The sequence below is a fragment of the Agathobaculum butyriciproducens genome, assembly GCA_003096535.1.
GTDB lineage: Bacteria > Bacillota > Clostridia > Oscillospirales > Butyricicoccaceae > Agathobaculum > Agathobaculum butyriciproducens.
The window spans coordinates 63,442-75,808 of the sequence record QEKJ01000007.1 but is presented as its reverse complement, the minus strand read 5'-3'; the positions used below and the strand labels follow the sequence as shown (position 1 = coordinate 75,808).

The 12,367-nt window shown below is 56.2% G+C and carries 12 protein-coding genes; 6 read left to right on the top strand and 6 right to left on the bottom strand.

Annotation, left to right across the window (positions count from 1 at the left end; translation table 11 throughout):
- Nucleotides 1-21: 21 nt before the first annotated feature.
- The 5 genes from C7386_RS07350 (at nucleotide 22) to C7386_RS07330 (ending at nucleotide 5,120) form a co-directional block, all read left to right on the top strand.
- The gene (locus tag C7386_RS07350) at nucleotides 22-594 is read left to right on the top strand and encodes an ANTAR domain-containing response regulator (protein ID WP_110436141.1); all 573 of its coding nucleotides are present in this window, start codon (nucleotides 22-24) and stop codon (nucleotides 592-594) included.
- A gap of 176 nt (nucleotides 595-770) precedes the next feature.
- Nucleotides 771-1,616, top strand: coding sequence for a diaminopimelate epimerase (gene dapF, locus C7386_RS07345; RefSeq protein ID WP_318261265.1), 846 nt, complete (start codon nucleotides 771-773; stop codon nucleotides 1,614-1,616).
- Complete coding sequence (gene pyrG / locus C7386_RS07340; protein WP_110436139.1) at nucleotides 1,613-3,229, top strand: CTP synthase; 1,617 nt, start codon at nucleotides 1,613-1,615, stop codon at nucleotides 3,227-3,229. Before dapF ends, pyrG begins: the two co-directional genes overlap by 4 nt.
- A complete protein-coding gene (locus tag C7386_RS07335) occupies nucleotides 3,219-4,397 on the top strand; it encodes an LL-diaminopimelate aminotransferase (protein ID WP_110436138.1) in 1,179 nt (392 codons plus the stop codon). Before pyrG ends, C7386_RS07335 begins: the two co-directional genes overlap by 11 nt.
- A 72-nt stretch (nucleotides 4,398-4,469) precedes the next feature.
- The gene (locus C7386_RS07330; protein ID WP_110436137.1) at nucleotides 4,470-5,120 is read left to right on the top strand and encodes a ComF family protein; all 651 of its coding nucleotides are present in this window, start codon (nucleotides 4,470-4,472) and stop codon (nucleotides 5,118-5,120) included.
- 30 nt (nucleotides 5,121-5,150) lie between these two features.
- On the opposite strand, the gene C7386_RS07325 is transcribed toward C7386_RS07330, so the two are convergent.
- From C7386_RS07325 to C7386_RS07305, 5 genes are all read right to left on the bottom strand, one after another.
- The gene (locus C7386_RS07325) at nucleotides 5,151-6,212 is read right to left on the bottom strand and encodes a helix-turn-helix domain-containing protein (protein ID WP_165815496.1); all 1,062 of its coding nucleotides are present in this window, start codon (nucleotides 6,210-6,212) and stop codon (nucleotides 5,151-5,153) included.
- A 337-nt stretch (nucleotides 6,213-6,549) separates the two neighbouring features.
- Nucleotides 6,550-7,758, bottom strand: coding sequence for an aspartate kinase (locus C7386_RS07320; RefSeq protein WP_110436135.1), 1,209 nt, complete (start codon nucleotides 7,756-7,758; stop codon nucleotides 6,550-6,552).
- Between the two features lie 54 nt (nucleotides 7,759-7,812).
- Nucleotides 7,813-8,703: a homoserine kinase gene (thrB, locus tag C7386_RS07315; RefSeq protein ID WP_110436134.1), complete on the bottom strand. Its 891-nt coding sequence runs from the start codon at nucleotides 8,701-8,703 to the stop codon at nucleotides 7,813-7,815.
- Between the two features lie 14 nt (nucleotides 8,704-8,717).
- Nucleotides 8,718-9,929 (bottom strand): homoserine dehydrogenase, encoded by a 1,212-nt coding sequence (locus C7386_RS07310; RefSeq protein WP_110436133.1) that lies wholly within the window; start codon nucleotides 9,927-9,929, stop codon nucleotides 8,718-8,720.
- A 52-nt stretch (nucleotides 9,930-9,981) separates the two neighbouring features.
- Nucleotides 9,982-10,422 (bottom strand): ACT domain-containing protein, encoded by a 441-nt coding sequence (locus tag C7386_RS07305; protein WP_110436132.1) that lies wholly within the window; start codon nucleotides 10,420-10,422, stop codon nucleotides 9,982-9,984.
- 230 nt (nucleotides 10,423-10,652) lie between these two features.
- On the opposite strand from C7386_RS07305, the gene C7386_RS07300 reads away from it, so the two are divergent.
- Nucleotides 10,653-11,978, top strand: coding sequence for a sodium-dependent transporter (locus C7386_RS07300; RefSeq protein ID WP_110436131.1), 1,326 nt, complete (start codon nucleotides 10,653-10,655; stop codon nucleotides 11,976-11,978).
- Between the two features lie 186 nt (nucleotides 11,979-12,164).
- Here the strand turns inward: C7386_RS07300 and C7386_RS07295 are convergent, their stop codons facing one another.
- On the bottom strand, nucleotides 12,165-12,365 hold the full coding sequence (locus tag C7386_RS07295; RefSeq protein ID WP_110437193.1) for a helix-turn-helix domain-containing protein: 201 nt from the start codon (nucleotides 12,363-12,365) through the stop codon (nucleotides 12,165-12,167).
- Between the last annotated feature and the right edge of the window lie 2 nt (nucleotides 12,366-12,367).

Sequence of the window (12,367 nt, the reverse complement as noted above, 5' to 3'; positions counted from 1 at the left end):
TTGAAAGGAGGAGCACACCGCATGGAACGCATTCTTCTCGTTTCTGCAACCGAAAAATCTCGCACCATGCTTTCCCAGTTTTTAACGTCCTGCGGCGTACAGGCTCAGCTTGCACCTGCTTCCTCCGGTGCGGAGGCCCGGCGCATGCTGGTGGACGGCTTGTTTGATCTAATCCTCGTCAACACGCCGCTGCCCGATGAATTCGGGCATGATATGGCACAGCAGGCTGCAAATGATACGCTTGCCGGCGTGATCCTGCTCGCTAAGGCCGAGATTGCGGACAGTGTTGCCGAAAAGGTCGAGGACGACGGCGTGTTCGTTGTACCCAAGCCGCTCTCGCGCGTGCTGTTCATGCAGGCGCTCCGCATGACGCGCGCCGCGCGCAGCCGTCTGACCGGCCTGCAGAGCGAAAACCGCCGTCTGCAAAAGCGCATTGAGGATATCCGTCAGGTGGACCGCGCCAAGTGTCTGCTCATCGAGTGCTGCGGCATGACCGAGCCGGAGGCGCATTCCTACATCGAGCAGCAGGCTATGAACCAGCGTCGCTCCAAGCGAGATATCGCCGAGGACATCATCGGTGGAAAAACGCCGTGATTTGTGCGATACCGCTTAAAAACATCTCATATCTCACGCGAAAATTTTTTCGGTTTTTTCGATTTTATAGAGAAATTCCCGACAGATTATGATATACTAAATGGTGTATGAGCAGAGAAGCTCTGTCTTTCCCTGCCTATATGCCATTTTTGTTATTTTCTAAGGAGGGAATCCGTGTGAAGCTGGCTTTCACCAAGATGCACGGCTGCGGCAACAATTATATCTATTTCAATTGCTTCGACCAGACTGTGCCCGATCCCGAGTCGCTTTCAATCAAGCTCAGTGAGCCGCACTTCGGTATCGGCGGCGACGGCATTATCCTTATTTCTCCTTCCGACAAGGCGGATGCGCAGATGCGTATCTTCAACGCCGACGGCTCGGAGGGAAAAATGTGCGGCAACGGCATCCGCTGCGTGGGCAAGTACCTGTACGACAACGGCATGACCGATGGCCGCACCACTATCACCATTGACACGCTTTCCGGCGTAAAAACGCTTGAGCTGACCGTCAAGGACGGCAAAATGCAGTCCGCCCGCGTGGACATGGGTGCAGCCATTCTTGCTCCGCGGGAGATTCCCGTTGATATGGACGGCGAAAATGTCATCAGCGCACCCATCGTTGTGGACGAAAAGGTCTACCACATGACCTGTGTTTCCATGGGCAACCCGCACTGCGTTATCTTCCAGAAGGAAGATGTGGACGACCTCGACCTTACGCGCATCGGACCCAAGTTCGAGCATCATCCGCTGTTCCCGGAGCGTGTCAACACCGAGTTTGTCAATGTCCTGCCGGACGGCAGCCTGAAAATGCGCGTCTGGGAGCGCGGCTCCGGTGAAACATGGGCGTGCGGCACCGGCTCCTGTGCGACCGGCGTGGCAGCATGTCTGAACGGCTTTGCAAACAAAAACGAGGATATCGTCGTGCACCTGCGCGGCGGCGACCTCACCATTCGCTATACAGATGAAACCGTGTTCATGACGGGCGCGGCAACGACCGTATTCAAGGGGGAAATCGAGATATGACAAAGTACATCTTCGTGACCGGCGGCGTAGTTTCCGGTCTGGGCAAGGGCATTACTGCCGCATCTCTCGGCCGTCTGCTGAAAAGCCGCGGCCTGAAAATTGCAGCGCAGAAGCTCGATCCCTACATCAACGTAGACCCGGGCACGATGAGCCCGTTCCAGCACGGCGAGGTTTACGTTACCGACGACGGCGCAGAGACCGACCTCGACCTCGGCCACTACGAGCGCTTCATCGACGAGGACCTGAACAAGTTCTCCAACCTGACTACCGGCAAGGTATACTGGAATGTTCTGAACAAGGAACGCGCCGGTGAGTACCTCGGTGAGACCGTGCAGGTTATCCCGCACATCACCAACGAGATCAAGTCCTTCATCTACTCGGTAGGCAAAAAGACCTCGGCTGACGTTGTTATCACCGAGATTGGCGGCACCACCGGTGATATTGAGTCTCAGCCGTTCCTCGAGGCAATCCGTCAGGTTGCTGCTGAGGTTGGCCGCCGCAACTGCCTGTTCATCCATGTAACGCTGGTTCCGTTCATCTCCGGCTCCAATGAGCCGAAGTCCAAGCCGACCCAGCACTCGGTTAAGGAACTGCGCGGTCTGGGCATCTCTCCGGATATCATCGTAGCCCGCGTTGACCAGCCGATGGATGACGACATCAAGCGCAAGATTTCCATGTTCTGCACCGTGCCGGAGGACTGCGTAATCGAAAACCGCACCCTGCCGGTTCTGTATCAGGCACCGATGATGCTCGAGGAGAGCCATCTGTCCGACATCGTCTGCCGTGAGCTGTCCATCGGCGCAGGCAAGGGCGATATGACCGAGTGGCAGGAAATGCTCGAGCGCATTGCCGCCCGCAAGAACCACGTTAAGATTGCACTGGTCGGCAAGTACGTCAAGCTGCACGACGCATATCTCTCGGTTGCAGAGGCGCTGCAGCACGGCGGCTACGAAACCGGCTGCTTCGTTGACATCGACTGGGTAGACTCCGAAGAGATCAACGACTCCACCGTGGACAAACTGCTCGGTGAGGTTGACGGCATCATCCTGCCGGGCGGCTTCGGCGCACGCGGCGTAGAAGGCATGATCTGTGCAGCAAACTATGCCCGCACGCAGGGTATCCCCTACTTCGGCATCTGCCTCGGCATGCAGATCGCGGTTATGAGCTACGCACGCAACGTACTCGGCTACGCGGATGCAAACTCCAGCGAGTTTGACCCGGATTCCACCCATCCGGTCATCGACCTGATGGAGAGCCAGCAGGGCATCTCCAAGAAGGGCGGCACGATGCGTCTGGGCGCTTATCCGTGCAAGATCCGTCCGAATACCATCATGGCCTCGGCCTACGGCGAGGAAATGATTTCCGAGCGTCACCGCCACCGTTACGAGTTCAACAACAATTTCCGCGAGGAGATTGAAAATAAGGGCATGCAGATCACGGGCACCTCGCCGACCGGCGAGCTTGTGGAGACCGTTGAGATCCCGAACCATCCGTTCTATATCGGCGTGCAGTTCCACCCCGAGTTCAAGTCCCGTCCGAACCGCGCACATCCCCTGTTCAAGGCGTTCGTCGCGGCATCTCTGAAAAGGAGCCAGAACAACAATGCAGACTAACAAGAACTACGACAATCTCGAGCAGAGCTATCTGTTCTCCACCATCGCACGCAAGGTGCGTGAGTACTCCGAAGCACATCCGGAGGCTGATATCATCCGTCTGGGCATCGGCGACGTAACCCGTCCGCTGGTACCGGCTGTTATCGACGCACTGCACGCAGCCGTTGAGGATCAGGCCAAGCAGGAGACCTTCCACGGCTACGGCGATGAGCAGGGCTACGGCTTCCTGCACGAGGCGCTGGTCGGCTACTACAAGTCCCACGGCGTAGAGCTCGCCACCAATGAGATCTTCATCTCGGACGGTGCAAAGAGCGACCTCGGCAACATCCTCGACATTTTCGGCACTGACAACACCGTTCTGGTTCCGGACCCGGTTTACCCGGTTTACGTTGATACCAACGTTATGGCGGGCCGCAAGATCGTATTCGCGGATGCAAACGAGGCAAACGGCTTCCTGCCGCTGCCGGACGAGTCCGTTCAGTGCGACATCATCTATATCTGCTCTCCGAACAACCCGACCGGCGCTGCTTACGACCGCGCAGGTCTGAAGGCTTGGGTAGATTACGCAAACAAGCAGAACGCCGTTATCCTGTATGATGCAGCTTACGAGTGCTTCATCGAGGATGAGACTCTGCCGCGCTCCATCTACGAGATCGAAGGCGCTAAGTCCTGTGCGATCGAGTTCTGCTCCTTCTCCAAGATGGCAGGCTTCACCGGCACCCGCTGCGGCTGGACCGTTGTTCCGACCGCTCTGCTGGACGGCAAGCTGAACAAGATGTGGCTGCGCCGCCAGACCACCAAGTTCAACGGCGTTCCGTATATCGTACAGAAGGGCGCTGCTGCCTGCTTCACCGAGGAAGGCATGAAGCAGATCAAGGAGACCCTCGGCTACTACAAGCAGAACGCTAAGGTTCTCGCTGCGACCCTCGATGAGCTGGGTATTTGGTACACCGGCGGCAAGAGCAGCCCGTACCTGTGGCTCAAGTGCCCGAACGGCATGGATTCCTGGACCTTCTTCGACTACCTGCTTGAGAATGCCAACGTCGTTGGTACGCCGGGTGCAGGCTTCGGCAAGAACGGTGACGGCTTCTTCCGTCTGACCGCATTCGGCGATCAGGCACGCACCAAGGAAGCTGCTGAGCGTCTGAAGAAGCTGCTCCAGAAGTAAGTTTCCGCAATATCGCATAATCAAAGAGCTGTCCCGCGCGGACAGCTCTTTTTGCATAGTTGAGGTGATTCGATGGGCATTCTTTATGGTCACAGGTGCGTTTTATGCGGCGCGGATTTTCCGGTGACGACCAGCCGCACGCTGCAGCTTTGTCCGGACTGTGCCGCTGCAGTCCGGCGGGAATACCGCTGCACTGAGGTCATCTCCATCGCCGGAGCGGACGGTACGATCGCTCCGCTGTATTACCGCGGCACAGTACGCAATGCCATGAAACGGTTCAAATTCAGCAGCGCCGCCTACTGTGCGGACTGGTTCGCGGCGCAAATGTCCGTGGCTCTCACCGCACGGCTGGACGACTGGCAGCCTGATTTGATTACCTACATGCCGATTGGATTCCTGCACTACCGCAAGCGCGGGTACAATCAAGCGGAACTGCTGGCAAAGCTGACGGCAAAGCCGCTTTCTCTTCCATGCGAAGCCACCTTGCGCAAGCGATGGTTTGTCGGCAAGCAATCCGCGCAGAAGGATTACGCCGCGCGGCAGAGCAACGCGAAAGACGCCGTTCTGCCGAAGGGCGGCGTGGACTTGACCGGAAAATCCGTCGTGCTGGTCGATGATATTATCACCACCGGCGCAACGGCGGCTGCCGCCGTCAAAGCCCTGCGGGAGATGGGTGCAAGCCGTGTTTACGTCCTCGCTGCGACATTTACACCGAGGAAATAACAAAAAAGACCGCATAAGCGGTCTTTTTTGTTAGTCAACGTCTGCGGTATAGAGTTTATCGAAATTATCCAGCATAACGACCTTGACGCGGTATTCACCCAGTTCGCCTTCCAGATTGCGCCAGTTTACATCGGTGTAGAATGTGCTGTCGCCCGTAAAATCTTTTATATCAATCGGCTGCATATCCTGCACTTTTCCGTTCCGATACAGCACAATATTGCTGCTGGCAGGCTTAACATCCTCACTGCTGCAGTAAACTCTCACTTCTACTCCGCCGCTGACGGTGGTAGTCGGATTTTTTTCGCCGGTGCTGCTTATACCACCATTGTTCCAATGCGCTGTCACACTCAGCCGGAACCGCTGTTCCAAATCATATTCAGATGTAACCAGAATATTGCGCGTCTCACCATTCGTGCCTGTTAATGTCAAATAGACAGAAAACGTATCCACAAACGGCACGCTCAGTTTTCCGCTGTACCCGTTATTATCCTCCGCGTCGCACTCCCACGACTGGTCGCCGCTGCGCACCACAAACTTTGCGGTTTCGCCATCCAGCATACTGCGCGGAACCGCGCTCACCGTCACAAGAAGGTTCTCCGTGTTCTGCCGGTCTACGGTCACGTTCTCCGACCAGTCGGCTAAATCGCTGTTCTCAGCGCTCGTATTATCCGGATAGTAAATCGTGCTCGGCCCGCTCTGCATCCGCAGCGTGTCGATCTGCTGCTGCATGGCGAGCACGCGCCACAGGCTGACCGCGCTGCACACGACGCTGACGCACAGCAGCCCTGCCGCTGCGATTGCCGCAATTTTCCACTTACGGTTTCCGTTCCTGACCGGCTGGTTCTCTGCACCCGGCCACGATTCATCCGAGTCCTCTGCCTTTGGCATTAGCTCCGCATCCGGACGCAGCAACGTATCCACCGGAACGCCGAACAGCTTGCTCAGTTCCATTAAATTATCCATCGTGGGCACCGCCTGATCGGCCTCCCACTTGCTGACCGCCTGACGGCTCAAGCCCAGCTTTTCGCCGAGCGCCTCCTGACTCATGCCCTGCTCTTTTCGCAGTGCCGCGATTTTCTCACCTGTTGTCATCTCTGCCACCTGCCTTTCTTTTCTGTCTCCAGTGTGCCTGAAATGCCGCAAAAACGCCACCAACCCATCGTTTCTTTTTGTCAACCGACGGTTGCGGACGTCTTTCCGGTTGCAAAAAAGTCCCGAAATGCACATTTCGGGACTTTGAGGCTATCTGAGAAAACACTTATGGGCATTACCACACGATTCAGCGGTGAGCGGTTGGCGAGTAAATTTTGCGTGCTGATGCGGCGCGGTTCCGCAGCAATACTTTGTGTATTGCAAGGGAACGCAACAAAATCAGCGCACAAAATTTCCGCCAAACGCCGCCGATGCAATCGTGTGGTATTGCCCCCAATTAGGCGTTGAAGAACTCCTCGTGGATAGCCTTAACAGCCTTCTCGCTGTCCTCCTCGTTGATGAGGACGGAGATCTTGATCTCAGAGGTGGAGATCATGCGGATGTTGATGCCGGCCATAGCCAGAGCCTCGAACATCTTGGAAGCAACACCGGTAGCGGAAGCCATGCCTGCACCAACGATGGAAACCTTTGCAACCTTGGTGTTGATGGACAGATCCTCATAACCGAGCATCTCCTTCGCGTCGCGCAGGATAGACTCTACGCGCTCTGCATCGTCCTGACGGATGGTGAAGGAAATAGACTTCTTGTTATCGCGGCCGACGGACTGCAGGATGATGTCGATATTGACATGGTGCTTCGCCATCAGCGAGAATACCTTGAACGCGGTACCCGGCGTATCATCCAGATTGATGATGGCAACTCGTGCGCAGTTATTATCACGGGCAACACCCGAAACATTCAATTTTTCCATGTTAGAACCCTCCTTGACTTTGGTACCCGGATTGCGGGTAAAGCTCGAAACGACCTCAAGATCGACATTGTACTTCTTTGCCATCTCAACCGAACGGTTGTGCAGCACCTGTGCACCCAGAGATGCCAGCTCCAGCATCTCATCATAGGTGATGGCGTCCAGCTTCTTGGCATCCTTTACGATACGCGGATCGGCAGTGTAAACGCCGTCTACGTCGGTGTAGATCTGGCAGAGATCCGCGCCGAGCGTTGCTGCAATAGCAACTGCGGTGGTGTCCGAGCCGCCGCGGCCGAGCGTGGTCACGTCGCCCATCTGGTTGATGCCCTGGAAGCCTGCAACAATAACGATGCGGCCGTTGTCCAGCTCTGCCTTGAGGCGCTCGCCTGCGATGCGCTTGATGCGGGCATCCGAGTAGTTGCTGTTGGTCTCCAGACCGATCTGCCAGCCGGTCAGGGATACAACCGGAAAGCCCAGCTTCTGGATAGCCATCGCCAGCAGAGACATGGAGATCATCTCGCCGGTGTTGAGCAGAACGTCCATCTCACGCTTAGAAGGACGGTCGTTCAGCTCGGCAGCCTTTACGATCAGATCATCCGTGGTATCGCCCTGCGCGGATACAACTACAACAACCTGATTGCCTGCCTGTGCGGTCTTGGTAACAATGTCCGCAACATTCTTCAGTCGCTCGGTGTTGGCAACCGAAGTGCCGCCGAACTTTTGCACAATAAGACTCATACTAACTATGTTTCCTCCTTATATACACGGACGAGAGCACTCATCCGTCCCCTATTACAGTCGTTTTACGGTCGCACCGACCTCATCACAGCGCAGCTGTACGGCCTTCCAGTGCGGATACAGCTTCTCGCACAGCTCCTGTGCACGGGTGATGTAGTCGCGGTCGCCCTTGTAGACGATCGCCACGATGGACGGGCCTGCGCCGGAAATGAAAGCGCCGAGTGCGCCCAGCTTCTTGGCCTCACGCACGATGTCCTCACCGTTTTCAATCAGACCGAAACGGTACGGCTGGTGCAGACAGTCACCGGTTGCCACATCAAGGTTTTCCAGCTTGCCGGTGGTCAGGCTGCCCGCGAGCAGCGCTGCGCGCGCCAGATTGTAAACCGCATCGTGATGGTCGATGGTCTTGGGCAGCGCCGCACGCGCCTTTTCGGTGGACAGCTGGAAATCCGGAATGAATACCACGAAGTCGATCGCGCCGTGAACCGGCACACGAACGTGATGCACATGGCCGTTTTCGAGCAGCGCCACACAGAAGCCGCCGAGGATCGCCGGTGTGGAGTTATCCGGATGGCCCTCGATGGTAGCCGCCAGATCAATGACCGCGTTGCGGTCGAGCGGCTCACCGAGCAGCATGTTTGCACCCATGATGCCCGCAACCGTGCACGCCGAGGACGAACCCAGACCGCGGGTCTGCGGGATAGCGCAGTCCTCAACGATGGTCAAGCCGGAAAGCGGCTTGCCGCACTCGTCGTAGACGCGCTTTGCACACTGATAGATCAGGTTGCTCTCGTCCTGCGGGACGTACTGACCATTTTTATCCGAAATATCAATATGATCGTTCTCTGCGAGGTCGATCACGTTATACAGCTCGAGCGCAATGCCGATGCTGTCATAGCCCGAGCCCATATTGGCGCTCGTAGCAGGAACGGTTACACGAACCATTGTATTTCTCTCCTTTACAGAATACGCATTGCCGCACGAACTTCACCGCGTGCGTTCAGCTTTTCGGCTGCGGCGTTCATCTCTGCGGTGGACAGCTTGCGGGTCTGAACCACGAATACGCCCTCAGCAGGCTCGGTCAGACTCTCAACCGGCAGCAGCTCCTCAACATCCTTCTGTGCGCCCTTGAAGCGAACGTACCATGCACTCTGCAGGGTATCCAGCGGACGGAGCAGATTCTTGGAGCCATCGCCCCAGAAGATACGGCGGCGGTTGTCCTTGTGCTCGATGCTGTCCAGCATATCGGCAACAACAGCGGAAGCGGTCGCCAGCTTGCCGGCGCCCTTGCCGTAGAACATAACCTCGCCGGTCGCATTGCCGTCGATCATGATGGCGTTGAATACGTCCTCAACAGCGGCCAGCGGGCTTTCCTTGTGGATGAGATGCGGTGCAACATAAGCGTAAGCGGTGCCGTCCTCGCAGCGGACCGAGCGGCCCAGCAGCTTGATAACGCAGCCCAGCTTATCGGCGTTTGCTACGTCCTCGAGGGTGATCTTGGTGATGCCCTCGCAGGAAACCTGATCCGGGTCGAACTTGTCGCCGTAAGCGAGGTCGGACAGAATGCAGATCTTGCGGCAGGCGTCGTGACCCTCGATGTCAGCGGTCGGATCCTTCTCGGCATAGCCGTTGAGCTGTGCCTGCTTGAGCGCATCCGCAAAGGTAACACCGTTGTGGATCATCTGGGTGAGGATGTAGTTGGTCGTGCCGTTCAGGATGCCGCAGATTTCGTTAAACTCGTTGGCAGCCAGGCACTGCAGCATCGGGCGGATGACCGGAATGCCGCCGCCGACAGAGGCCTCGAACATGTAGTTTACGCCGTGCTCCTCGGCAATCTTGAGCAGCTCCTCACCCTTGGTAGCAACCAGCTCCTTGTTGGAGGTGCATACGCTCTTGCCGGCCTCGAGGCAGCGCTTGGTGAACTGATATGCAGCGCCCACGCCGCCCATCACCTCGGCAACGACCGTTACCTCGGGGTCGTTCTCGATGACGGAGAAATCGGTTACAAATTTATTGCCATACGGCAGAGAGGAAAAGTCGCGCAGGTCGAGGACGTACTTTACCTCAACCGGCTCGCCAACGGTCTTTGCGATCTTGTCGGCGTTCATGTCAAACACCTCGTATACGCCCGAGCCGACGGTGCCGTGTCCCATGATTGCTACTTTAATCATATGCTGATTTCCTTTCATCAGTTAAATTAGCGTTCTGTATACCGTCGGACGGTCATTCAGATGCCAGAATTTCCACTTTGCTGACGCCTTCCATTGCTTCTGCGCGATGCACAAGCTCTTCGGATGAGTATTTCATCTCACCGGTGCGGGCCGAAATGGTGACCGATGCCATTCCTCTCATCGGAATGGACTGGTTCACCGTCAGCAGGTTTGCACCCGAGCGTGCCATCAGTCCGAGGATGCTCGACAGAACACCCGGCTGATCGTGCAGCATGAAATGGTAGGTGACAATGCGGTCGGTAGTCGCCTCAAAGAAAGGGCGAACGCCGTCCTTATATTTGTAGTACGCACTGCGCGACAGACCGGCGATCTTTGCCGCTTCGCTTGCCGTAGCCGCCTTGCCCGAAGCGATGGCTTCATTCGCTTCGATCACGCGCTGAAATACCTCCGGCAGCAGAGTGCGCTCCACGAGATAATACTTTGGTTTTACCATGCGATGTCTGTCCTTCCTAAAAAGACACTTGTCTTTTTCACGCTCATCTATCATACCATATCCATCCACCGAGCGCAAGAGAATAACTGATAAATTTCCCTAAATTCCGACGAGCGTTTTGTTACTTCTGTCAAAAGCTCCCGCTTTTCCTGTTGAAAGTACAAGTGGCTTTTTACTTTATTTTGTGTTATACTAAGTATACACTTGTAAACAAACCGGAGAATTTTATTATGCATCAGAAAAATGGAAACGGAACCTTTACCTCAAAAATCGGCTTTGTGCTGGCGGCTGTCGGCTCAGCGGTCGGCATGGGCAACATCTGGATGTTCCCCTATCGCACCGGTCAATACGGCGGCGCGGCTTTTTTAATCCCCTACCTGCTGTTTATTGCGCTGTTCGGCTATGTCGGCCTGTCCGGCGAGTTCGCCTTCGGCCGCATGACCGGCACAGGTCCGATCGGCTCGTATGAATTTGCGATGAAGTCCCGCGGCAAAAAGGGCGGCGCCATCCTCGGTACGATTCCGCTGCTCGGCTCGCTCGGCATCGCCATCGGCTACGCCATCATCGTCGGCTGGGTGCTGCGGAGCGCGTTCGGTGCACTGACCGGCTCGCTGATGAGCACCGAACCGGAGCAGTTCTTCACGGAAATGAGCAGCACGAATTTTTCCAGTGTGCCGTGGCACACCCTGGTTATCCTGCTGACGGCGGCTGTGCTGATCTTCGGCGTGTCCGGCGGCATTGAAAAGATCAACAAGGTGATGATGCCCGCATTCTTCATCCTGTTCATCATTATTGCTGTCCGCGTAGCCTTCCTGCCGAATGCGATCGAAGGCTACAAATACCTGCTCGTACCGCAGTGGGAGTACCTGTTCAACCCGCGCACATGGATCATGGCGATGGGGCAGGCGTTCTTCTCGCTGTCGATCACCGGCTCGGGCATGATCATTTACGGCTCGTACCTGCCGAAGAACGAGGATGTCGTTCACTCGTCCTGCATGACGGCGGTGCTCGACACCTGCGCGGCTATGCTGGCCGGCTTCGCCATCCTGCCGAGCGTATTCGCGTTCGGTCTGGACCCGGCCTCCGGTCCCAAGCTGCTGTTCATCACCCTGCCGCGTGTATTCCAGCAGATGCCGTTCGGCCGTCTGTTCGCGTTCTTCTTCTTTATTTCCGTGCTGTTCGCGGGCATTACCTCGCTGGCGAATATGCTGGAAGCAGTCTCTGAAGCCGCACAGACGCGCCTCAAGCTGAGCCGAAAGGCCGCTGTCCTGCTGGCGTGCGGCGCCGCATTGGCGGTTGGCCTGTTTATCGAGCGCGATACGCTCATGGGTACGCTGATGGACGTGATTACCATTTACATTGTGCCGATCGGTGCAATCCTCGGTGCGATTATGGCGTACTGGGTGCTCGGCATCGACAAGATGGAGCAGGAGCTGATGAACGGCCGCAGCAAGCCGCTCAGCCGCGCGTTTGCGCCGCTTGCGAAGTATGTGTATATCTTCCTTGCCGCACTCGTCGTATTCTTCAGCTTTATTATCCCGGGCGGTATTGGGTAAACCTCGTTAATCAAAAGGACTTCCTGCGGGAAGTCCTTTTTTCATACAGTAATGGAGAATGGAAAATGAACGTAAAGATTGCATTTTCCGAACCATTTGCAAACGTGTACCCGCAGGGGCGGCCATTGGCCGCCCAAAATCGAGGTATGCCATCGCACTTCATTCTCCATTTTCAATTCTCAATTTTCACGATTCTTCATCGAGGAAGAAAATCTTCTCAACCGGCTGTTCCAGAAGCCGTGCGGTTTTAATCGCCAGTTCGAGGGTCGGGTCGTACTTATCGTTCTCCATCGCCACGATGGTCTGCCGCGATACCCCGAGCAGCTTTGCCATGTCCTCCTGCCGCAGGCCGCGCGCCTTGCGGAGTTCTTTAATGTTGTTCTTCATCT